The organism is Rhizobium sp. 01L419 (assembly GCF_056400025.1).
Map to the genome: position 1 here is coordinate 1 of NZ_JBFTSM010000006.1, position 23,457 is coordinate 23,457.

Genomic DNA, 23,457 nt, shown 5'->3' on the forward strand with positions numbered 1-23,457 from the left:
ACCTCCACGGGCACCAAGCTTGCCACCGCCACCTTCACCACCACCACGGCAAGCGGCTGGCAGACGGTAAACTTCGCAACGCCCGTCACCATCACAGCCAACACTACCTATGTTGCCTCCTACCACACGACCGGCGCCTACGTGGCGACGGATGGCTTCTTCACGAACGGTGTCAGCAATGGTCCGCTGTCGGCGCTGTCGAGTGCCGCCGCCGGTGGCAACGGCCTCTATGCCTATGGCGGATCCGCCACCACGGGTCTCTTCCCGACCAACACCTACGATTCAGCGAATTACTATGCCGACGTGGTCTTCCGGCCGCAGCTCGCCGCATGAAGCATCGGACGGATCACGGGCGGGTTTCGAATGAGGCTGAGATGAAGCAAATGCTGGCCGCGGCGGAAGACCACATTCCAAGGAGGCCGATGATCAAGATCGAACGGCTGCCGGTAACAGTGCTCGCCGGCTTTCTGGGCGCCGGCAAGACGACGCTTCTCAGCCACGTCCTGAACAATCGTGAGGGCTTGCGGGTCGCCGTCATCGTCAACGATATGAGCGAAGTGAATATTGACGCCAGTCTCATTCGAGATGGCGGCTGCAATCTGTCGCACACGACGGAGACATTGATCGAGCTCAGCAATGGCTGCATCTGCTGCACCCTGCGCAACGACCTGCTGACGGAGGTCGGGCGACTGGCCGCGGAGGGACGATACGATTATCTTCTGATAGAAGGAACGGGCATTGCCGAGCCACGCCCCATCGCGGCAACATTTTCTTTCTGCGACGAGAACGGTGTCTCTCTTTCCGATTTTGCAAAGCTCGACACGATGGTGACCGTCGTCGATGCGGCAAGCCTCCTGGCCGATTATAGTAGCGCTGATCTGCTGCGTGACCGTGGCCTGCAGCGGGACGGTGAGGATCGGCGGACACTCATTGACCTCTTGGTCGATCAGATCGAGTTTGCCGACGTCGTCGTGATCAACAAGATCTCGGACACGAGCGAAGAGAGCCTCAGAGAAGTCCGCGAGACGGTTGCGGCCCTCAACCCGGATGCGCGCGTTGTGGAGACGGATTTCGGCAAGGTTTCTCCGGCAACCGTCCTCAATACCGGCCTCTTCGACGAACCAAAAGCCGCCGCGCACCCATTATGGCACAAGGAACTCTACAGCCCCGGGGAGCACGTTCCGGAGACGGAGGAATATGGGGTTTCGAGCTTTGTCTATCGCGCGCGACGTCCCTTCGACCCGATGCGGTTTCGAGCATTTCTGGACGAACCCTGGCCAGGTGTCATTCGGGCCAAAGGTCATTTCTGGCTTGCCACGCGTCCGCGGCACGTAGGCTTAATGTCGGCTGCCGGGGTGCAACGGCGCTGCGAACCGATGGGGCTCTGGTGGGCTGCCGTTCCTCGACAGGACTGGCCGATCCATCAGCAGTTTCATCAGCATCTTGAGAGCCGGTGGGACAGCGCCTGGGGCGACCGTCGCCAGGAGCTCGTCTTCATCGGCGTGGGCATGGACGAGACAGGTGTGCGGACCGCGTTGGACGATTGCCTGGCCAGCGCAGATCCGCGTGATTGGTCCGCTCTCGAAGATCCGTTTCCGGCCTGGTAGCAGGGGCGTGAGATCGTTCTGCCATGAACGCGCTGCGGCGAATACTCTATCTGCCGTCGGATTGGCTCAATCGTCGAGATAGCGTTCGGTCAGGCGTGCCCACATCGCGGCCCCCACAGTCAGGGATTTGTCGGCAAAATCGTATTTCGCGCTGTGCAGGATTGCGGAATCCATACCATTGCCGAGCCGCAGGAAGCTGCCAGGCCTGTGCTCGAGGAAATGTGAGAAGTCCTCGCTGCCGGGGATGAGGTTGCAGAGGCCCACCTTTTCCGCACCGACGAGTTCTTCTGCAACCATGCGGGCGAATTCGGTTTCCGCTTCCGAATTGACGACCACGGGGTGTCCGCGAGTGTAGTCGATTTCCGCAGTTGCCCCGTAACCGTCGGCAATCGTTTCAGTGAGCCTGCGGATCCTGGCCTCCAGCGTCTCGCGCACCTTCGGGTCGAAGGAACGGATGCTGAGCAGCAGTTTTGCACTTTCGGGGATGACGTTTGCGGCCTCGCCGGCATGGATCGCCCCGACCGTGACGACGGCGGTCTGTGTCGGATCGATGCTGCGCGAAACGACCGATTGCAGGCTGACGACGAGGTTGCAGGCAACGACCACCGGATCGACGGTCAGATGCGGACGCGAGGCGTGGCCGCCCTTGCCTTTGATGATGATCTCGGCGCTGTCGGCAGCCGCCATCAGTGGGCCCGACCGCATCAGCCAGGTGCCTTCGGGTGCGCCGGGATGATTGTGCAGGCCGAAGATAACGTCGAAGGGAAAGCGTTCGAACAGGCCGTCGGCGATCATGGCGGGCGCGCCACTCAGCGCACCTGCCTCTTCGGCCGGCTGGAAAATGAGGTTGACCGTACCGTTGAAGCGGCGCGTGCGTGCCAGATATTCGGCCGCGCCGAGAAGGATCGTCGTGTGGCCGTCATGTCCGCAGGCATGCATCTTGCCGACAACCGTGCTGGCATAGGGGCGACCGGTCTCCTCGGTGATCGGCAGGGCGTCCATGTCGGCGCGGATGGCGATGCTCTTTTTTCCGGCGCCGACCGTCATGCGCGCGACCACGCCATGGCCGCCGACGTTGCGGGTCACCTCATAACCCCAGGATTCCAGCTTTTCGGCAACGAAACGCGCGGTCTCGGCCTCTTCGAAGGAAAGCTCGGGATGGGCGTGGAGATGCCGGCGGATGGCCGTCAGCTCCGCTTCCATCGGTTCGAAATCGGAGAGGCGGGCAAAATCATTGTCGAGGGACATGGCAATTCCAGTTTGATGGGCGCGGGTCTCGTCGGCCGGCTCACGGTAAAGCCAGCCCGCAGGGCAAGAGCATGGGGAGCCGCCGCGCTAGATGAAGCGCGACAGGAAGCTTCTGGTGCGGGGGTGCTGCGGGTTGCCGATCACGTCTTCCGGCTTGCCCTGTTCCACGACCTTGCCGTCATCCATGAAGACGACGCGGTCGGCTGCTTCACGCGCGAAACTGATCTCGTGGGTGACGACGATCATCGTCAGACCCTGGTTTGCAAGATCCCGCATGGTGGCGAGAACCTCGCCGACCAGCTCGGGGTCGAGTGCCGAAGTCGGTTCGTCGAACAGCATCAGCTGCGGCTTGATGGCGAGCGCGCGGGCAATCGCCACACGCTGCTGCTGGCCGCCGGAAAGCTGGCGCGGATAGCTGTCGGCCTTGGCCGAAAGCCCGACCCGTTCCAGGAGCTTCAGCGCGTTTTCGGTCGCAACCTTCCGGCTTTCACCGTGGATGCCGACCGGCGCCTCGATGATGTTCTGCAGTGCCGTCATATGCGGGTAGAGATTGAACTGCTGGAACACCATGCCGATCTTTCGCCGCTGCAGGGCGATCGCATGGTTCGACAGCTGCAGCAGCCGGTCCTTGTGCAGGCGGTAGCCGATCTGTTCACCGTCCACCTCGATCGAACCCTGGTTGATGGATTCGAGGTGGTTGATACAGCGCAGGAATGTCGATTTGCYGGAGCCGGAGGGGCCAAGGACGACGACGACCTCACCGGGCGCGACGTCGAGATCGATACCCTTCAGCACTTCCAGATCTGCGAAGGACTTGTGGACATTGCGTGCCTTGACGAGAGGCTCGATAGTGGCGATCTCGTTCATGCGCCTGCCTCCGTTACCTGTGCCATGACGGCCGCTTCCTTTGCAGGCTTGGCGGCGCCCGTGCGGCGATCACCGCGGCTGTAGTAGCGTTCGATATAGGCCTGGCCGACATTCAGGACCGACGTGATGAGCAGGTACCAGAGGACGGCGACGAGCAGCATCGGCACGATCTCGAAGGTGCGGTTGTAGATCGACTGTACCGAATAGAGGAGATCAGCCATGGCGATGACGCTGACGAGCGAGGTCGCCTTGATCATGCTGATCAGCTGGTTGCCGGTCGGCGGTACGATCGAGCGCATGGCCTGCGGAATGATGATGCGGCGAAGCGCGCGGATGCGCGTCATGCCGAAGGCTTCCGCCGTCTCATACTGGCCCTTGTCCACCGAAAGCAACCCGCCGCGGATGATTTCCGCCATATAGGCAGACTCATTGAGCGCAAGACCGGCAATTGCAGCCGTCATCGGGCTGATGACCGAATTCGTATCCCAGCTCATGAAGGTCGGGCCGAAGGGGATGCCGATCGACAGCGTCGGAAAGAGCGTCGAAAGATTGTACCAGAAGATCAGCTGCACCAGGAGCGGTGTTCCGCGGAAGAACCAGATGAACAGCGAGGCGAGGGAACTTGCCAGGCGATCGCTGGACATTCTCGCGATGGCCAGCACGAGGCCGAGCGCGATGCCGATGATCATCGCGACGACCGTCAGACCAAGCGAGACGTAAAGGCCGCTGATGACGGTCGGGTCGAAGAAATAGTGTGCGACGACCGGCCAGCCGAAATTCTCATTATGCGCGACCGACCAGGCGCAATAGGCGGCGATCGCAATCGTGATGGCCCAGGCCGCGACGCGGCCTTTGGGGAAGGGCTTGTGGGCATGGGCCACATCCCGGCTTCTCGCATCGCCGGGGGGCGATGCGAGTGTTTGTACTTGTGTGCTCATTTCGGAAGCGTCCCACCGAGGTTGATGCCGGGCTCCTTGATCATGTTGTTCTCAAGGCCCCACTTCTTCATGATCGCGGCATAGGTGCCGTTGTCCATCAGCACCTTGACGGCGTCGCGCAGGACTGGCCCGAGTGGCGAGCCCTTTGCGACGACCGCGCCCTGATAGAGGTTCTCGAAGCCGTTCTTCTGTCCGACACCGGTCAGTTCCAGCTGGCCGTTGGCCTGCGACACGAAATAGGTGAGCGGTGCCTGGGAGGAGAAGAAGGCATCCGACCGCTTGGAACGGACGGCAAGGATCGAGCTCGGCTGGTCGGTGAAGGACTGCACCTCGATCGCGCCTTTGCCATCAGTCTTGCATTTTTCGGCCTGCACCTGGATGACCTTTTCGGCCGAACCGCCGGCCATGACGGCGATGCGGTTACCGCAGGCGGTATCGAGCGAGGTGATGCCCTTCGGATTGCCCTTCTGCACGGAGAAGACCACGAATTCCTGAACCCAGTCGACGAAATCGTTGGATTCTTCACGGCTCTTGAAATCGCCGACCGGACCGAAGGCAAACTGGTAGCGGCCGGAGTTGACGCCGGCCAGCAGTGCCGGCAGACCGCCGACGGTCTCATGCTCGATCTCGACGCCGAGAACCTGGCCGAGCGCGCCGGTCAGATCGGCGCTGGCGCCGCTCATCTCGGTGCCTGTTACGATTTCATAGGGAGGAAACGAGCCATTGTTGACGGAGATCATCTTGCCGGACGTGCGGATCGCTTCGGGCAACTGCGCATGAAGCGCGTGGTTGACGGAAAGCTTGGGCAGGGCCGCATCTTCAGCGAAGGCTGTCCCCGAGATCACTACGCTCGTCAGAGCAAGGCATGCAATTTTCCTGATCGACATTGTTTATTTCCCCTGTTTGGTTCGAATTTATGCGTTTTGTATTGCGCTCACCCGATGCGGCTGCCGTCCACATCGAAGGAGAAGAGGTGTTCCGGCGTCATCAGCTGCGGCAGGATGCCCTGGACGTGAAGCTCGCTGGCGAAGTCGGCGATCATCTTGCGGTTGACCGCAAAGCCGCTGGACTCCCAGCCGACTGGAAGCTCGGTCGCCGACTTCAACAGCTCATCCATCATGAAGGGCGTGGTGTCGGCGTATTTGCGGCGTTTGCTCAGCCACATCCGCTGCGATTCATCGATCAGCTTGCTGAGCTCTTCGATCACCCACGGGTTCTGCGCGACGATGCCCGCTTTGATGCCGATCAGATGCATGCCGGGAACATATCCCACATCATCGAAATATTGACGTTCGGCACCTCTGAAATCGGAGAGGACCTGCCGGAACGGCGACCCTCCGCCGAAATAGCCGTCAGGCATGAAAGGCGTGAAGATCGCGTCGAGGAAGCCTTCCTTGAGAAGATCAACCATGGGGCGCTCGCCGGGAGCCGCTTCGATGCGGCCGGCCCGGCCGAACCCGTCGAGGCGATCGACAATCGGATGCGCTTCGGTCAGGCGACCTGCATACCACATGGCGTCCTCGACGCCGACGCCCTCGCGGCGTAGCGCCGCTCTGGTCCAGGTATTTCCGGAGTCTCGCCATCCAGTGACGCCGATACGTTTTCCGGCCAGCTGGCGGAGTTCGGTAATGGGGCCGTCCTTGGGGGTAATGATGCAGCGGTGACGGAAGCCGCGCATGATGAAGTTCGGAATGCCAACGACGCTCTCGTCGCCATCGATGCGCAGCTGCGTATAGCGGCTGAAGGACATTTCCGCGACATCGTAGTGGTCGCTCTTGCCGAGATGCGAGAGCAATGTGCCGACCCGGTCGACCTTGATGTCGAGCTTGTGCGAGGAGACATCGCCGAGAACCAGGGGCGTCATGTAGTCCCAGTCACGGAGGGCAAGTCGGAGGCTAAGGGGCATCGGCATTCACTCGCAAAAACCTTGTTTTCGGAACAATTAAATGTTCAAATTTATCCGATCAAATGTTATTACGTTATTGAACATTAAAAATGGCGATTAAATGAGCGATATTGTCGATGCGGCGTGGTTTGCCCAAAAATTGACCGATCGGACAATTCGAGGAATTGCGATTGAAACCAGTGCCTTGATCCGCGCCGGGGCGCTCCCCGTCGGAACGAAGCTGCCACCGATCCGCGATCTCGCCTTTGCGCTTGGGATCAGTCCGGCGACGATCTCCGAGGCCTGGAGCGAGCTGAGGCGCCAGAAAATCATTACCGGCAGGGGACGGAACGGCACCTGGGTGAGCGGCGATCGTTTTGTGGCGAAGCCCGAACGGCTGGGCAGTTCCGGCCGTTATGGAGCCGACGTCCTCGATCTGACATCGGCCGTGCCGGATATCAGGCTTTTGCCGAACCTTACCGAAGCCATGGCCAATGGAGCGTCGGCGGAAAATCTCAACAGCTACGAGCGAAGCCGCATTCTTCCGGAACTCGAAGAGGCTGTCCGAAAGACCTGGCCATACGAACCGGAGGCATTTCTGGCGACGAATGGGGGATATAACGCGGTCTACACGCTCATCCAGGCGCTCGTCATGCCCGGTGCGTCCGTTGCAATCGAAGATCCGACCGCCATGCGGCTTCTTGATATTCTGGAGGATCGCGGCGTACAGATCATTCCGGTCCAGTGCGATCGGGAAGGGCCGCTGCCTGCATCGCTCGAAGCCGCAATGAAGCTGCGGCCTGTCGCCTTCATCTTTCAGCCGAGGCTTCACTCGGTGACCGGTCAGAGCCTCAGCGGCGAGCGGTTGCAGCGTCTCGGAGACATTCTCGATGGCACGGACACCTTGATCGTCGAGGATGACGGTATCGCCGACATTTCCACGGCTCCGCGTCATTCGCTCGGCGGCCGGTTCGCCGACCGGACAATTCACATTCTCTCCTATTCAAAAACGCATGGTCCGGATCTGAGGCTTGCTGTGCTCTCAAGCTCGCGGGCGATCGTCGAACAGATCCAGTCCTACCGCAGCTTCAGCGCCGGCTGGACAAGCCGCATCCTTCAGGCGGCCACCGCATGGCTTCTGCGGGATCCCGTGACGGAAGCCTCGCTGCAACGCTCTCGTGATATCTATTTCCAGCGTCGGGCCGATCTGGTCGACGCTCTGAGGGAACGTGGGATCGAAGTGCAACATGGCAACGGCCTGTGTGCCTGGGTGCCGGTCGCATCCGAACCCTTCGCGATGGTCACGCTGGCGGCGCGAGGCATTGCGGTTCATCCCGGTGCCAAATTCTCCATTCTTCCAAGCGCACATCTTCGCGTGGCGACGGCCATATTGTCGGATCGGCTAAACGACGTGGCCGACTCGATCGCGCTCGCTGCCAGCCCGGCGTAGTCTTCGCCGTTGTTCCAGTTATCCCAACACTTCACCGCATTTGGAGACGTCAGCAGATCCGCGGTACTGTGCCGCGGGCTTCCGGCAGGCGCGCAAGGTCAGGGCCATGACGGTCAGGGTGGTACCCGCCGTGCCGCCACCGGGAAAGGCACTGGCGTCGGTCACAAGAAGATTGGGCACGTCCCAGCTCTGATTCCAGCCGTTGAGGACGGAGTTTTGTGGCGAGGTGCCCATACGTGCGCCGCCGCTTTCATGGATTGCGGCACCCATGCACATGGTCTTTCGGAACCACTTGCGGAACAGGAAACGGCTTGAAGGGTCGGCATCCGGGAAAGCGCCGCGGCCCATTTCTGTCAGGCCAAGCGGTGATCCGATGAACCAGCGCTGGGCTAAGTGGATGGAATGATGAAGAAACCGTGGAGAGCCTATCCACAGAGGGATCATCTGCCCTGATGGCCGACGCGCGCGCCTCGCCGGCTTAGCGACGTCTACCGTCAGCCGTGCTCTGGCCAACCCGGGGCGAGCCAACGAAAAGACCAGGGCAAGGATTGCACCGGCAGCCGAACAGCTTGGCTACACGCCCAACGCCGCGGCCCGCAATCTGCGCGTCGGCAAATCCAACGTGATCATGATCATCCTTCCGGGTTCGTTGCATGATGGCGCATCCCAGATCATCCCCCAGGTTCTGGAGGCCGTATCTGATGATTACCAACCTCGACCGCAACGAAAGTTCCGAGCGGCATATCCTTTACCTTGCCTTCGGAGGGACGGTGAGGGGGCTCTGATCCTGTCGTCCCAGCTGCCGGTGGTCGCCAACAGATCGCTTGCCGAGGCTGGTCTGCCGATCGTCTCGCTTTTGCCCGATATGAGCGACACTTCTGTTCCAAGTATCATCACCAAGGACAGAGAGGCTGTCAAAGAGGCTGGCCGTGAGCTCCTGGCGCTCGGGCACCGCCGCTTCTTCTGCATCGCCGGTCCGACGGGCAACTATCACGATATCGAACGCTATGCCGGTCTCGTCGAGGCCTTGCAGGAGGAGGGGCTTTCCGAACGGCATGTAACGCGCGCAGGTGGCGAATTCACCTTCCAGTTCGGATTTGAAACGGGTCTGCAGGCTGCCGAGGACTTGGCAAGACTCGACGAAAAGCCGACCGCCGTCGTTGCGACGAGCGACGACATGGCAATCTCCTTCATGAGCAAGGTTCAGAAGATGGGATGGCGTGTACCCGAGGATCTGTCGATTGTCTCGTTCGACTGATCGCCGGTCTGCGAATATTGCGCGCCTCCGCTCTCGACGATTGAGCAACCGATGGAGGCTCTCGGGGAGACCGCGACAGAATTCCTGATTGCCAGGATGGAAAAGTCGGAAGAGAGACGGGAACTTCGCGTCGTCATTCCAAGCCGGTTCATTCGCCGCGACAGTATCGCGGTGAACTCAAAATTGACGATCTGACTTTATTTTGACGCGAAGACGCATCCCGGCCACCAAACACGACGGGGCTTTAGCTGAAATAATGGCAATCGTCATGAGACCAATCATTGCCATCCAGTGACGTTCGCTTGAGCTCTATAGCGGCGTGGGCGGGCAGATGATAGCCCCTCCTCGGGACGGATTCAATCGAAGCGAGAAATTTTCGCCTAAATAAACGGAAATGCAATCAAGACACGAAAATGCCGCATTAGTTTGGCATTTGGTCCTGTCGTATCTAATCCATTCAATCGCAGTCTGGCCCAAGCGGCTGCGCGAAAGGCAAAGGCACTATGGCGGTTTACTACGTGAATTCAGCAACAGGATCTAATAGCAATACTGGAACAGGCGAGAATTCGGCTTTTGCCACATTGTCCAAGATAGAGTCCCTGAGACTGCAGCCCGGCGATAGTGTGCTACTTGCTGCCGGAAGCGTCTTCAACGAACAATTCGATCTCAAATATTCCGGTAGCACTGCTGCTCCGATCACGATCGGCAGTTATGGGGTGGGCGAAGCGCCCACTATCCACAGTATTGCCGGTAACGGCATTGCCAGCCAAAATACGTCGAACATCACTATCGAGAACATCAAAATCACCGACACTGCGGGCGCTGCTATCTGGGGCAGCAATGTTTCGAACTGGACGGTCCGCAACGTCGACGTTGAACACACTGGACTGTCAGGCGCGCCAGGTTCCGTCATCTTCAGGACCGGTCAGAATATCACTGTCGAAAACAGCAGGATCAGCGACGTCAACAGTGACGGCATGTGGATCGAAAGGATCAACGGCGTCAATCTCATCAACAACACCGTCACCAACAGCCACGGAAAGACGGCTGACGCCATTCAGCTGGACCACAGTAGCAACGTTGTCATCAGCGGCAATTACCTCGACCAGACAAATGCTGCCAGCCCAAAGGGTGTGCTGGTGCTCGGCACGGTGCAAAATGCCGTCGTCGAGAACAATACGCTGGTCGGCGGCGGCTTTGGGATCAGCGCGCAGGCCGGCACCAATATAGATATCCACGGTAATGATATCTCTGGATATGGCGGCTATAGCTGGTCTTACGCAATCGGTCTCGGCGATGAGGGCGATGCGAGGGATTATGCTTTGTCGGACAACCATATCCATAATGGTGTTTGGGGGGTATCGATCAGCGCTGCCAGCACCCTGCCCTATATTCGCGAAGGGATCGACATTTACGGGAACACCTTCGACGACTTGTCGAAGGCCGCGCTGAAGGTCGACAGGCCTGCCTCAGGCTCTTTCCGCGACAATTTCATTGCTACCGATGTGACGCCGACCAGCATATCTCCAACGATCGTGGCCGCAAACACGTTTCCAGTCAGCGATAACCACACGTTCGATGAGGCCCAAGTCCAGCTTGCGCACCTCCACAATTCCATTGCCGCTGAGGCAACGCACACCCCCGCAGATCCCACGGCTGGTTCCGCCCATGAAGGCGTGAAGATGTCGCCAGGCAAGGCTGACGGAAGTCACAGCGATCTTGTCGATGACAACATGAGCCATGACGCCTTTCACTTTCGCCACTTTGTGATCGACGATTCTGACGCGAACGGTCTGAATTCAACCTATGGCGATCGCGGCGGCCCGAACAGCGTCTTCGATCCCCCAGGTTCTGATGCGGGCATCAGCGAGGCTTCCCACAATCAGATCTCTGACGTGGCTTTACATCAGATTGACTTACACGCGCCCAACGCCCCCTTCGACTGGGACGGCCTGCTGCTCTGACAGTAACGGGAAGTATCGGTCTGGAAATCGTATCTGATTGAGGTCATGAGCGAGCCAGGTGACCGAGTCGGAGCGGGAGCGCATCTGGTGGGTTGACAGGAACTACTGCGGGCGTTGGAATGCCCGCCTAGTTGGCAGTCCGCAAAAGCGCCTCTCGGATTTGTTCAGGCGCTGCCTTTCGGCTGACTGCATCTATTCATCGACGTCCTGCTCCATCGAACAACGACTCAGACACCAGCCGCGGCGCCGATCAGTGCAGCTCGATACTCACATCCGCGAGCAACGGTTCCAGACCAGGAAGATCTGCATCTGTCGCCCTGCGTAGTTCCCGCGTAACCGCCGTCAACGCCAGGTCGAGAGACTGAGCGCCGAGTTCGATCTTCAGATCTTCCGCCACCGCCTTTGCATAGGTGATCATCCGAGCCAAAGCCGTGAGCTCGTCAAGATCATCCATGGCTGTCGCCGCTGCGTGCTGAAGCTTTCCCGACCCTATGACCGACATATCGATTCTCCAGATGACGGAATGACCATAGGGAAAGTTCAGTACTAAAGTGCGTGAAAAACGCGTGAAACACCTTATGGGTGTAATATGACCGAAGCCTTTGAGCGGGACAGTTGTTTTGACCACAGCGTGGTTTTCCTGAATTCCCAATGGCGATTTATCGGCACGCGCTGATCATCCGCGTCGCGAACAGCTTCGAGAAGAGCCAAGGCATCGATCCGTTTCTGATCGATCGCGTGGGTCTTCAGCATGGCCAGCCAATACTGCTTTTGCGATGCAGGTATTGCCGCACATGCGGAAACGATGAGTGCCCAGCTTCTCTTCTTGAAGAACAGGTTTGCGGCGGTTCGTTCGAGAGCCTCGCGAAAGGCTTTGTCGAAGAGCTCCAGCCTTTCCATCTCGTCCAAAGTGCTTCTCACATTGACCATCGGCACGGTCAGCGCTCTGCCGCCCAATTCCATCGGTTCGAGCAGAAGCGCGACATCGGCGTCATCGACGATTGTTCCACTGACATAGTCGTTGAAAATCCGGCCAACGCCGATCATTCCAAACGCTTGGCATTCGGCGGCGCGCAAGGCGCCCATGCTGGCGGCGCCCAGGACCGCGACATTGAGGGAGAGAGCGAAGAGAATTTCCTTATGCCAAACCGGCGCGGTATTTTCAAAGCCGCCATCGACCAAACCGATGATGTTTGCGCCCTCTTCCACCGCCCTTAACACATCTCCCTGAACAGCGGGGGGCCGGAAAACGACATCCGTAGCGGCATGGCTTGCTGCGTCAGGCAAGCTCGGGCCAATGAAGACGACCTTCACCAGCGCATCGCCCTTGCAAGGGCGCGTTGGCCGAAACGATGGAGCCTGTTGCCCTCGGGGTTCTCAAGATCGGGTATGAATATCTTCACCACCGAAAATGGCAGGTTCGCAGGCGTCAGGCGAAGGGCAATCACCGAGCCGATCCCGCTGGCGCGAAGTCTCGTCAGCAGTTCACGCAACAGGACGGATATATTCCCGGCCGGTCTTATGATGCCAGCCGCAGGTACAGAAACGGGGGTGGCGAGAAATGCGCTACGGGTTTGTGCCGGAAGCGGCGTCGTGAACAATTCGGGCCAGACATCGTCGCGGGCGCCGCTGATATAGGTCAGTCTAGACTGAAGCGCTTCCGTTACGGCGCGGATTGCCGCCCGCACGGCCCAGGGATGAGCGCCGCTGCCGCCGGTGACCTCGACGAACCGGAGCGGCACTTTGCCGTTGACCGTTGATGGGGCGACGAGCGCGGTATAGCAGGGGATACCGATATCGCTCGTGATATCGAAGAGTTTCAAGACGAGCCCGGCGGCCTCGATCCTGTCGATCAGGCCCGAGAGCGCGGCGTCGCCAAAACTCTTGGGATCGACGCAGCATGCGTCGCGCTTGTCATCGCTGGCAATCTGCCAAAGCACTTGGGCATCGCGTTCGATGCGCTCCAGAATGCCATGGAATATTGCTTCTTCCATGGTGTTGCCCGAGGCAAGACCATCCGACGACATCCAGAACCGGTTATGCCGCGTTCGGTCGAGGACGGCGGCATCCTGCGGGACATAAATCGGCTGGTCGTGAAGCAGCTCGGTTGCCAGACTCCAGGCCAATTGCTCGTCTTCGCCTACGACCTGCTCGCCGCTTGCGATCAGGCAGTCGAGCGGTTCGGCGCAATCGCCCCGGCGTCTGAGCTCTCGTACCGACGAAACCGTGGTGACGGTGATGGGTTCGCCCGCCACCGCGCGTTCCAGAGCCTCCATCGCCGCCGAAACTTTGGCGTCGATATCCTCAAGTCCCTTGCCCTGCGCGATGACAATGGAGCGGGAGTTTGGGGTAAAGGCGCACCAGACCGGAAGACCGACACAATCGAGATCGGTCTGTCGTGACAGGCGGGTGATACCCATCGCCTCCAAATAGGGAGCGACGCGGGACAATGTGTCCCGCGGCGCAATTGTTCGGTCGGAATAAAGGTCGGAATAACCGGCCAGCGTCGCGCCCCTTAGCCGTCCACGTGGCCGGAGAAGACCGTATCAGCCGAGGAGACGGCAATTGCGAAATCGACATTCTTGATGAATACGCCGCCAGCATCGCGCTGCTTGACGGCTACCGCCAGATCGCCGCTGGCAGGCACCTGCACCGGTGTTACTGTGCCCGCGGCGATATCCACGAGCCAGAGTCCCTTTTCGCCTGTTACACCCAATACAACAACTTTTGCCATAATATTCTCCTTCAGGTTTTTGAAAATCCGGCCTTGAAAAGACCGTCCCGGTAAAGCTCTTTTTGCCAGTGCTCCTTGAAGGGCACCAGGGCGAGCCACTTCTCGACTTCGAAAGCAGGATTGAGGAGCTCGGCGCGTTGCCGATAAAACTGTGCCCGTTTTCGATCGCCGATCATCGCGCAGCTGGCGGCCGCGATGCGGTAGGCCGGTGCCTTGTCTTTCATTCGATCGACATAGGCGAGTGCCTCTTCGTAGCGTTCAAGGAAGTAGCTCGCCCCAGCCGCACACCAGAGGTAGGCGTCGGGTGCGATCGGATTGAGCGAGATCGCTTTCTTGATTTTCTCCAGTGCATCTTGCGGCCGTGATGCATGGACCAGCGTGTCCGCATGGCTGTAGATCACATCGGCATAATGCGGGCTGAGGCTTTCGGCGAGGTCAAGTGCTGCAACACTGTCATCGACAGCGCCCTGGTAAAGCTTCGTCACGCCAAGTTCTCGATGCCCGGCTGCCGATTCTGCATCCCTCTCTATCGCCCGAAGCGCCTGATCTTCCGCCAGCTGCAGCAAGGCAGGATCGCCTTGCGCAGTCAACAGCCACTCGCTGGTGAATGTCCGCGAAAGGCCTGTGAAAGCCGGGGCATAGTCCGGAGAAAAATGCAGTGCGCGTTTGAAGGATTTCCGTGCGCGCCGGATATCCGGCAGGCTGAGCTTGGTGAGCAGGCCGGCGCCGATGAGATAGGAATGATAGGCTTGCGGATCCGCCTCGTTACGAAGGCGAATGCTTTCGTTTCGCTTCAATTGTCCGGAGACGGCATCGGCAAGTTTTTGGGCGATCAAGCGCCTCTGTGCGGGCAGCGTTTCGACCGCCATGTCAAATCGGGCTGCCCACAAAATCTCGTCGGTTGGAAAATAGATGAGCTGTGCAAAAAGCCCCTCTCCGGAAAGCCGTGTGTCCAGGAGGTAGGAAATCGAATGCCGCTGAACGATGGTCGCCTTGTCGGAGTCGCGGCGGATCTGCTCGGCCGTATGGGGTGCGACGACGGATATGTTGCGTAGAGCGCAGAGCTCGATCGTGACATCCTCGATAAGGGCGTCGGCAATTGCCGCCTCCCGTGTCAGGCCAGCCGCACCGGGGGGCAGCAGTACCAGCCGCGGCGCAGATGTCGTGGTTATGATTTGCGGCATGCCGGCGTCTTGCTGCTCGACGATGCGACTGCGCGCCATTGCCACGGCTCTCGCCGCCGGCGGTCGGCTTTGCGAAGGATCATCTGCCGTGCCACGAAGGATAGAGCGGATCTGATCGTCACCGGGAAAGGCTTCAAGAAGTTGAAGACCCGAGCGTCGCAGAAGGCGACGCTGCTCATCGTTGCGAATATGATCCGCCGCCCTGACGAAGATGTCCCTCAGGGTGAGCAAATGCAGCTGCCGTTCGCGCTCGATCCATCCATCGATTGCCTTGGTTGATGCGCTGAGACCGGGAATGAAGCCACGTTGCACCAGGTCGCTGACGACGGCGAGTTGCGCCACCGGCTGCTCTTCCCGGCGCAATATGTCGAGATCAACCGATAGGACGTTTTTGTTCAGGCCGACGAAAGGCGGCCCGAAACTCAGTAGCTGTTCGTCGGTTATGGACGTTGTGTCGCGAATGCGTGAAATCAGCTTGCGCAAATTGAGATCCGCAAGATGATCTCCTGTCTCGTTCCACAAGAACCGCGCAAGCTCTTGTCGGCTTCGCTGCTGATCCGGCGAGCAATAAAGATAGGCCAACATCACCAGAGCCTTGACTGGATAACGGATCGGCGTGCCGAGGCCGTCCGTCAGTCGCAACTCGCCAAAGGTCTGGAGATGGATCACGAAAATTCCTCAGGCTCCGGCCTCTGGGTGGGTGACGGCATCAATGTCGGACGTCGTGTTCCTGGCGAGGCTCTTGGCCAGGCCAATGAGCTTCTGCCGAATCTCGGGGCTCTCGATCGCCATGAAGGCGCGGTTGAGTGCCTGAGCATCCTTCGACATCAAAAAAGCATTCACGTCATCGCGGCCGTTGCTGACAAGGCTGTAGGCGGCAGGCTCCGTATCATTTTCGAAGAAGAATTGAACGGGTACACCCAATGTCTTGGCGATCGTTTGCAGCCTGCTCGCGCCAATGCGGTTTATGCCTTTTTCATACTTCTGGATCTGCTGGAAGGTGACGCCGATCTGTTCGGCAAGTCCGACCTGCGATAACCTGAGCAGCTTGCGGCGCGCTCTTACTCTGCTGCCGACATAGGCATCGATCGATGTGGGCGATTTGGCCTTCATGGCTGGAACCTCCGGTCACCGGATGATCATTGCGAGGTTTGCACCAAAATGCAACCGAAAGTAATATAATAATTTTTATGACCGACGCCGTGGCGCTTGCGCTACATAACAACACCGGCTCAATCAGCTAGATTCACCGCTTTCCAATTCGAGCATGTCTGGGAAGTGGGAAGCGTCCTGACATTAGAACAACATCGAGGCACGGTTATACCCTGCGGGTCGTCAGAAGCGCCCACGCCGTACTTGCAGAACGGCGGCCTCGTTTCCGATGCATCCGACCTGATCGGCCAGCCACTTCGTCAAGAGATTTGAACTCAGAGCTTGGTTTTTGGATTCTATGCCGATCACAGACATCTTGGCCACACTATAGTCACTGCGAGGGATGCCCTTCTCCTACCGTCTTCGGACTTGTCGAGCTTCGTAAAGGGGAGAACAATGAATAGATTGCTGCTGTGCTTCATGGCAAGCCTGGCGCTTGCGAGCTGCACGCCTACGCAACAGGGTGCGGGTATTGGCGCCGCGACGGGAGCGGTGGTTGGCGGTGTCGTCACGAACGATGTTCGTGGCGCCGCCGTTGGCGCTGCGATCGGTGGAGCTTCCGGCGCCGTGATCGGCAATGTGGCCGGTCGTCCTGGCCAGTGCGAGTTTCGGGATCGCAACGGTCGGCGCTACATCGCAGCGTGCCCACGCTGACGGATGATGAATATGAAACATGGTCGGCGTCATTCACGTGAGCGGCTTATGGGCCAACAAATTCTCAACGCGGGCAATCCTGACGCCGGCTGGGTTTTTGCGAGACCCGGCATTCTCGTCACCGAATGATCGGGCTGATCTTGACTTATGTTGCGGCCGGCTATGGTGAACGGGGCAGGCAATAGTAGCGCTTAGTATATTGAATTATATCGTCTTTTTGTTCCGTGCATGCAAAGGCCTTAATTGCCGTCGGCACGAAAGAGCGGTGGATCCATAGCGCTCCATTCGGACGACGGACACGCATTGAGAGCCGCGCCAATTCGCCTGTCGACCACTGTTAAGGCAACGCACCAAGCCAAGCTTATTGACCACCCCTTTGGGTGCGACAGACGTCGGTTCAACTGGAGGCAAGACATGGCCACTGCCAATGCCGCATCAAAGACCACGATGCAGAGGTTCCTAGACGGCGTCGAAAAAGTGGGAAACATGGTTCCCCATCCTGTGATCATCTTCCTGATCCTGATTGGCATCGTCATCCTCTTGTCAGCCGTGCTTGGCGCTTTCGGAATGGGCGTGAGCTACGAGCGCATTAATCCCGATACGCATGAGATCGAGCAGGCGTCGGCATCGATCCGAAGCCTTCTGAATGTGGAGGGTATTCGCTTTCTATATTCATCCCTCATTCCGAACTTCATGAGCTTCACGGCTGTCGGGTTGATGATTGCTGCCATGATCGGTGCGGGCGTCGCCGAAGAATCCGGTCTCGTCACGGCGCTGATCCGCAAGCTCGTCATTGTCTCCCCGAGCTGGGCGTTGACCTATATCCTGGCTTTCGTCGGTATCCTCGCAAGTATCGCGGCAGATGCCGGTTATCTCGTGCTGATACCGCTCGCCGGTGTTGCCTATCTGGCAGTCGGGCGGCACCCGTTGGCTGGTCTTGCGCTTGGTTTTGCCGCCGTGGCCGGTGCCTTTACGGTCAACATGCTGATCAAACCGCTCGATGCCGTGCTCGTTGAATTCACCAATGACGCGGCGCATCTTGTTGATCCGGGACGGTCAATCGGTCTGGCGTCCAATGTTTGGTTTTCCATCGCCTCGGTGCTGTTCCTGACCGTTCTGATTGCCTTTATCACAGATCGCATGATCGCCCCCAGGCTTGGAGAGTATGATCCGGCAGCGGCGGAAGGCGGTGTGCAGGCTCAGGGGGCTACCCTTTCGGAGCAGGAATCGCGCGGTTTGCGGTTCGCACTGTATGGCCTGATCGGCCTTCTGGTTGTTTTTTTGCTACTAACCGTCCCGAGCGGCGCGCCTTTGCGCAATCCCGATACCGGAGAGCTCATCGGCAACTCACCCTTCATGAACGGCCTGATTGCTCTCATCATGCTGATCTTCCTGGTGACCGGATGGACCTACGGCATCGGCGCCGGTACGTTGAAAACGCTTGCTGAGGTCATCGCGGCGATCGAAAAGTCGATCAAGAACATGGGCGGCACGATCTTCCTGTTCTTCGTTCTCAGCCAGTTTGTTGCCTATTTCACCTATACGAACATCGGCACCGTTATGGCGCTCAGCCTCTCGGGCGTGTTGCAGGCGGCCAATATTGGCGCGTTGCCACTGCTGATCGGCTTTATCGTCGTGGTCGCAATCATCGATCTTCTGCTCACCGGCGCCATTGCGAAATGGGCTATCTTCGCTCCGGTCTTCGTCCCGCTTCTGATGAAGCTCGGCGTCGAACCGGAAGCTGTGCTTGCCGCCTATCGCGTCGGTGATTCACCGATGAACGCGATCACCCCGCTCAATGCATATTTCGCGCTGGTCGTCGGCTTTGCCCAGAAATACGACAAGTCTGCTGGTGTCGGCACGATCGTCTCTCTGATGCTTCCTTATGTCGTGCTGATATTCGTGCTGTGGACTGGCCTCTTTGCGGTCTGGAAGGCTCTCGGGCTGCCATGGGGCCTGTGACGTCAGGCCGGCAATCCGTAAACGAATAAACACTCGAATGAATGGATGGACATCATGAGCAACATCTCAATTCCTCTCGACGTCGCCGCAGCTGAAGACCACCTCATGCGCTTCCTCTCAGTGGAAGGTGTCACCGGACAAGAGAAGAACATCGGCCTTGCCGTCTGCGACGCCCTGAAGAAGATCGGCGTCCCGGAATCGGCTATTCGCTTCGACGATGCCAACAAGCGTATTCCGCTGCCGACCGAAACAGGCAATCTCATCGTGGATATCCCGGGAACGCGGCCGGGGCCACGGCTTCTCTTTTCCACCCACCTTGACACCGTGCCACTTTGCGCGGGCGCCAAACCGAAGCGCGAGGGTGACCGCATCGTGTCCGACGGTGCCACTGCACTTGGCGGCGATGCCCGAACCGGAGTGGCCCTTCTTGTCGTGGTTGCCGAGACGGTGATCAAGCACAAGCTGCCACATCCGCCAATCACGCTTTTGTTTACCGTGCGCGAGGAGAGCGGGCTGCATGGGGCACGGGAACTCAACCCTGCTGATCTCAACGGAGCGGCTATGTGCATCAATGTCGATGGCCAGATGGCTGCGGAACTTATCGTCGGCGCTGTTGGGCAGGAAAACTGGGAAGTCGAAATCAAAGGTCGCGCGTCGCATGCCGGCGTGGCGCCAGAGAAGGGTATTTCGGCAACGCTGGTTGGCGCCATGGCGTTGGCGGAAGCAAAACATAACGGCTGGTTCGGCAAAGTTGTCAAACCGGACGGCCGCGGCACAAGCAACGTCGGAATTTTCGGTGGCAAGGACAACAAGCCTGCCGGGGATGCGACCAACGTCGTGACCGATTACGCTTTCATCAAGGGTGAAGCGCGCAGCCCTGAAGCTGCCTTCGCGACGAAGATCGCCAACGGCTACAAGGAAGCGTTCGCCAAAGCTCAGAGCGAAGTGACCGCCGATCAGGGCGACAAGGCAGAGGTGACGTTCAGCCACAAGCCATCCTATCCGCCATTTGAGTTGGGCAAGGACACGCCGATCGTGAAGCGCGCGACGAAAGCGTTGCAGATGCTCGACATCGAGCCGGTCTATGTCTTCTCGAACGGGGGTTTGGATGCCAACTGGCTCGACAAGCATGGCGTACCAACCATCACCATCGGCGCCGGGCAGGCCGAGATTCACACCATCAAGGAATATGTGAACCTCAAGGAATACGAGAAGGGCTGCCGTCTGGGCATACTCATGGCGACACTCGGCGATTGACGTGTTCTGGAAGGTTGATTTGGTCGGCCGCAGTCGCCCCGGCGCTCATGGAGGTCTGCGCTAGGCCTGCTTGATTTGTACGGTTAGGGCAAAGGCAAGAGGGAGCAGGGCGGTTGAGTCCAATAGCATACACAGCAACTATCATCGCCGTTGCCGTCTTACTGTTCGTCTGGAACAAGCTACCGGTCGTCTTCGTGGCCATGCTGACGGCGCTTGCACTGTGGGCGAGCGGCGTCCTGACGCTGGGACAAGCTCTTGGCGGTTTCGGCGATCCAGCTGTCATCTTCATCGCCACTCTTTTCGTCGTCAGCTCCGGGCTCGAGGTCACCGGAGTGACTGCCTGGGCCGGACAGCTGCTGATCCGCGGCGCCGGCGAGGAAAGCCGGACACGCCTTCTCCTCCTGACGATGGCACTTGTATCGCTTCTGACCGCGTTGATCAGCGTCAATGGCGCTGTCGCCGCCCTGCTGCCGGTTGTGGTTGTCATAGCGGTCCGCCTCCGGCGCAGTTCGTCGCAGCTGCTGATGCCGCTGGTCTTTTCCGCGCATGCCGGCTCGATGCTGGCCCTGACCGGAACACCGGTCAACGTGCTGGTTTCGGAAGCAGGCATGGACGCAGGCGTCGGTGGGTTCGGCTTCTTCGAATTTGCACTTGCAGGCATTCCGCTCCTGGCAGGCACGATGGTCATCATCATTCTCTTCGGAAAGCAGCTGCTTCCCGAGCGTAACGGCGCAACCATGCCGGCCGATTTCAGTCACCATGCCAAGACGCTCGTCGAGCAATACGGCCTCGCAAGCGGCATCTACCAGATGCGAGTGCGTCCAAGCTCACCCTATGTCGGCAAAGCCGCCAGCGATCTGGATCTTTCGGCCCATCCGGGATTGCAGATCGTCGCGATTCAAGAGGGCGAAACGGCCGGTCCACTGCGCCGGCCCGTCATCGCCGAGGGCGATCATCTTCTCGTGCGCGGCGAGCCCGAAGTCGCCGCAGCGTTCACCGCCGAAATGCACCTCGCCTTTCGCGACGACAAGGCGACGGGTCAGGGCGAGGAAACCTTGTTTAATCGCAGCTCGGGGCTTGCCGAGGTCGTCATCCCACCGCGCTCCGGCCTCATCGGTGAAACAGTTTTTCCCGGCATGGTCACCGAGAGCGGCGATCTGATCATTCTGGCAGTCCAGCGCGCCGGCACCGGATTATCGCCCGGCAGAGCAACAAAGGAAGCGGGCGGCATCGTCCTGCAGGCAGGCGATACAATGTTGTTGCAGGGAACGTGGAAGGCGCTCGATGTGCATCTGAACGATCCCGACATTCTGGTCGTCAATTCGCCCGAGCTTGTCCGACGCCAGGCGGTCCCGATGGGTCCTGGCGCGCGTCAGGCCGTTATCATCCTGATCGCGATGGTTCTGCTGCTTGCCACCGGTATCGTGCCGCCGGCGGTGGCTGGTTTGCTTGCTGCAGGTGCGATCATCCTGTCAGGTATCATGAATGTCGAGCAAGCCTATCGGGCTGTGGGCTGGACGACTGTCATTCTCGTTGGGGCGATGATGCCGCTTTCGACGGCAATGGTAGAAACAGGTGCGGCGAAGCTGATGGCGGAGCATCTTGTGAACCTCGTGGGTGACGCCGGTCCAGTTGCGCTGCTCGCCGGACTTTTCGTCCTGACGGCAATCATGGGGCAACTCATCTCCAACACCGCAACCGCATTGATTGTCATCCCGATCGGTGTTGCAGCGGCCGCCGCCATGGGAATTTCTCCGCGTCCAGTCCTTATGAGCACGGCCGTTGCAGCAGCTGGCGCCTTCCTGACACCCATTGCGACACCGACGAACCTGATGGTGATGGGACCGGGGGGCTATGCCTTCAACGATTACTGGAAACTCGGCTTGCCGTTGCTGATCTGGTTCTTTGTCGTCTCGGTATTCATCGTGCCCCTGATCTGGCGCTTTTAAGCTGCCGGTTGTCCGGGCAGACGCTGGTTGGACCGACAGTTGATCCTACTACCGCAAATGCGGCAAGGCCGCGACATCAGCAAGGGTAACACATGTCGCTGATACAGGTTCCGGGACTATTGTCCTTTACCATCGCAATTCTCGTCTTCTTTACTGGTGCCAATCTCAATCGCGTCATTCCCGCACTGGCGCGCTGGAGCATTCCCGAAGCAGTCACCGGCGGGCTTCTCGCGGCGTTGGCGACGCTCGTTGCCTACGAATTCTTTTCCGTCGAGATCAGTTTTACGCTTGCCGCACGCGACATGCTGCTTCTCTACTTCTTCACGGGCGTCGGGCTGAACGCCAGGCTTTCCGATCTTGTAGCAGGCGGAAAGCCACTTCTCATCCTCCTCGCCATCACGCTTGTCTTCCTTGTCATCCAGAACGCAATAGCCATCGGAGCCAGCAATCTGCTTGGTCTTCCCCCGGGGATGGCGATATTGCTGGGATCGACGTCCCTTATTGGCGGTCATGGCACCACCATCGCATGGGCTCCGATCATCACCGATCGTTTCGGACTGACGAGCGCTCTGGAAGTGGGCATTGCCAGCGCCACACTTGGTCTTGTGATTGCCAGTCTCATCGGTGGACCGATCGCGCAGTACCTCGTCACCCGTTATCGACTGAGCGGGCGCAAAGACGAAGAACTTACAATAGGTGTGTCAAGCACAGCGGCCCGCACTCACGATGACGAGGTGAGCTACATCGGCCTTTTGCGCGTTCTCCTCGTCACCAATATCGCTATCCTCATGGGATACGCATTGCATGAGATTATCGTGGACGCCGGCATCAATCTTCCACTCTTCGTTGTCTGCTTGCTGGTCGCTATTGTGATGACGAACACCATCCCGTCCGTGGCGCCGAACCTCCCTTGGCCAACGCGCAGCCGCGCGCTCTCACTTATCTCAGATCTCTCGTTGAATGTGTTTCTCGCAATGTCGCTGATGAGCATGCAATTGTGGGGGTTAGGCGGGCTCGGGCTGGCGCTCATCATCGTCCTGGCAATCCAGACGATCGCGGCCGTGGCCTATATCCTTTTCGTGGTGTTTCCGGCTATGGGGCGCAACTATGAGGCGGCGGTCATTTCGGCCGGGTTCTGCGGCATCTCACTGGGAGCGACCCCCACAGCGATCGCGAATATGACCGCAGTGACCAAAATCCATGGTGCTGCAACGATCGCGTTCATCATCCTGCCTCTCGTTTCGGCTTTCTTTATCGACCTTGCCAACGCTGCGGCTCTTGGCTTTCTTGTCCGGTGAAATTACGGGCTTCAAGCCTTGAATTCGAGCAAGGCTCCACCTGCCGGCAA

20 protein-coding genes and 2 pseudogenes are annotated in these 23,457 nt (G+C 59.1%); 10 read left to right on the plus strand and 12 right to left on the minus strand.

What is annotated here, in order from left to right; genetic code table 11:
* Together AC1DUP_RS13415 and AC1DUP_RS13420 are read left to right on the plus strand one after the other, a co-directional pair.
* On the plus strand, positions 1–333 hold a 333-nt coding region (locus tag AC1DUP_RS13415), incomplete at its 5' end, for a DUF4082 domain-containing protein (RefSeq protein ID WP_477832890.1).
* A gap of 89 nt (positions 334–422) precedes the next feature.
* Entirely contained in the window at positions 423–1,607 is a 1,185-nt protein-coding gene (locus tag AC1DUP_RS13420; RefSeq protein ID WP_477833031.1) for a GTP-binding protein, read from the plus strand.
* 66 nt (positions 1,608–1,673) lie between these two features.
* Here the strand turns inward: AC1DUP_RS13420 and AC1DUP_RS13425 are convergent, their stop codons facing one another.
* From AC1DUP_RS13425 to AC1DUP_RS13445, 5 genes are all read right to left on the minus strand, one after another.
* Entirely contained in the window at positions 1,674–2,855 is a 1,182-nt protein-coding gene (locus tag AC1DUP_RS13425) for a M20 aminoacylase family protein (protein WP_477832891.1), read from the minus strand.
* An 87-nt stretch (positions 2,856–2,942) separates the two neighbouring features.
* A complete protein-coding gene (locus tag AC1DUP_RS13430; RefSeq protein ID WP_477832892.1) occupies positions 2,943–3,722 on the minus strand; it encodes an amino acid ABC transporter ATP-binding protein in 780 nt (259 codons plus the stop codon).
* On the minus strand, positions 3,719–4,660 hold the full coding sequence (locus tag AC1DUP_RS13435) for an amino acid ABC transporter permease (protein WP_477832893.1): 942 nt from the start codon (positions 4,658–4,660) through the stop codon (positions 3,719–3,721). The genes AC1DUP_RS13430 and AC1DUP_RS13435 overlap by 4 nt, the downstream gene beginning before the upstream one ends.
* The gene (locus AC1DUP_RS13440) at positions 4,657–5,547 is read right to left on the minus strand and encodes an ABC transporter substrate-binding protein (RefSeq protein WP_477832894.1); all 891 of its coding nucleotides are present in this window, start codon (positions 5,545–5,547) and stop codon (positions 4,657–4,659) included. Before AC1DUP_RS13440 ends, AC1DUP_RS13435 begins: the two co-directional genes overlap by 4 nt.
* 47 nt (positions 5,548–5,594) lie before the next feature.
* On the minus strand, positions 5,595–6,566 hold the full coding sequence (locus AC1DUP_RS13445; protein ID WP_115039079.1) for a type 2 periplasmic-binding domain-containing protein: 972 nt from the start codon (positions 6,564–6,566) through the stop codon (positions 5,595–5,597).
* Between the two features lie 100 nt (positions 6,567–6,666).
* Between AC1DUP_RS13445 and AC1DUP_RS13450 the strand changes: the two genes are divergently transcribed.
* Positions 6,667–7,995: an aminotransferase-like domain-containing protein gene (locus AC1DUP_RS13450; RefSeq protein ID WP_477832895.1), complete on the plus strand. Its 1,329-nt coding sequence runs from the start codon at positions 6,667–6,669 to the stop codon at positions 7,993–7,995.
* 18 nt (positions 7,996–8,013) lie between these two features.
* Here the strand turns inward: AC1DUP_RS13450 and AC1DUP_RS13455 are convergent.
* Positions 8,014–8,373 (minus strand): annotated as a pseudogene (locus tag AC1DUP_RS13455) (GMC oxidoreductase); the annotation flags it as partial.
* A 74-nt stretch (positions 8,374–8,447) separates the two neighbouring features.
* On the opposite strand from AC1DUP_RS13455, the pseudogene AC1DUP_RS13460 reads away from it, so the two are divergent.
* Positions 8,448–9,448: pseudogene (locus AC1DUP_RS13460) on the plus strand (LacI family DNA-binding transcriptional regulator).
* A 308-nt stretch (positions 9,449–9,756) separates the two neighbouring features.
* Entirely contained in the window at positions 9,757–11,217 is a 1,461-nt protein-coding gene (locus AC1DUP_RS13465) for a right-handed parallel beta-helix repeat-containing protein (RefSeq protein ID WP_477832896.1), read from the plus strand.
* Positions 11,218–11,467: 250 nt separating this feature from the next.
* Here the strand turns inward: AC1DUP_RS13465 and AC1DUP_RS13470 are convergent, their stop codons facing one another.
* From AC1DUP_RS13470 to AC1DUP_RS13495, 6 genes are all read right to left on the minus strand, one after another.
* A complete protein-coding gene (locus AC1DUP_RS13470) occupies positions 11,468–11,671 on the minus strand; it encodes a hypothetical protein (protein ID WP_162747081.1) in 204 nt (67 codons plus the stop codon).
* A gap of 122 nt (positions 11,672–11,793) precedes the next feature.
* Positions 11,794–12,531: a TfuA-like protein gene (locus AC1DUP_RS13475; protein WP_477832897.1), complete on the minus strand. Its 738-nt coding sequence runs from the start codon at positions 12,529–12,531 to the stop codon at positions 11,794–11,796.
* Positions 12,528–13,685, minus strand: a complete 1,158-nt coding sequence (locus tag AC1DUP_RS13480) for a YcaO-like family protein (RefSeq protein WP_477833032.1) — start codon at positions 13,683–13,685, stop codon at positions 12,528–12,530. Before AC1DUP_RS13480 ends, AC1DUP_RS13475 begins: the two co-directional genes overlap by 4 nt.
* A 47-nt stretch (positions 13,686–13,732) precedes the next feature.
* Complete coding sequence (locus tag AC1DUP_RS13485) at positions 13,733–13,951, minus strand: hypothetical protein (protein ID WP_477832898.1); 219 nt, start codon at positions 13,949–13,951, stop codon at positions 13,733–13,735.
* Positions 13,952–13,962: 11 nt separating this feature from the next.
* Entirely contained in the window at positions 13,963–15,804 is a 1,842-nt protein-coding gene (locus AC1DUP_RS13490; protein ID WP_477832899.1) for a peptide antibiotic resistance protein, read from the minus strand.
* A gap of 9 nt (positions 15,805–15,813) precedes the next feature.
* Positions 15,814–16,248, minus strand: a complete 435-nt coding sequence (locus AC1DUP_RS13495; protein WP_477832900.1) for a helix-turn-helix domain-containing protein — start codon at positions 16,246–16,248, stop codon at positions 15,814–15,816.
* Positions 16,249–16,683: 435 nt separating this feature from the next.
* On the opposite strand from AC1DUP_RS13495, the gene AC1DUP_RS13500 reads away from it, so the two are divergent.
* From AC1DUP_RS13500 to gltS, 5 genes are all read left to right on the plus strand, one after another.
* Positions 16,684–16,941: a YMGG-like glycine zipper-containing protein gene (locus AC1DUP_RS13500; protein WP_113296938.1), complete on the plus strand. Its 258-nt coding sequence runs from the start codon at positions 16,684–16,686 to the stop codon at positions 16,939–16,941.
* A 414-nt stretch (positions 16,942–17,355) separates the two neighbouring features.
* Complete coding sequence (locus tag AC1DUP_RS13505) at positions 17,356–18,903, plus strand: AbgT family transporter (protein WP_477832901.1); 1,548 nt, start codon at positions 17,356–17,358, stop codon at positions 18,901–18,903.
* 54 nt (positions 18,904–18,957) lie between these two features.
* Positions 18,958–20,160 (plus strand): M20/M25/M40 family metallo-hydrolase, encoded by a 1,203-nt coding sequence (locus tag AC1DUP_RS13510; RefSeq protein ID WP_477832902.1) that lies wholly within the window; start codon positions 18,958–18,960, stop codon positions 20,158–20,160.
* 113 nt (positions 20,161–20,273) lie between these two features.
* Positions 20,274–22,109 (plus strand): SLC13 family permease, encoded by a 1,836-nt coding sequence (locus AC1DUP_RS13515; RefSeq protein ID WP_115036862.1) that lies wholly within the window; start codon positions 20,274–20,276, stop codon positions 22,107–22,109.
* 92 nt (positions 22,110–22,201) lie between these two features.
* Positions 22,202–23,407, plus strand: coding sequence for a sodium/glutamate symporter (gene gltS, locus AC1DUP_RS13520; RefSeq protein ID WP_115036863.1), 1,206 nt, complete (start codon positions 22,202–22,204; stop codon positions 23,405–23,407).
* Positions 23,408–23,457: the final 50 nt, after the last annotated feature.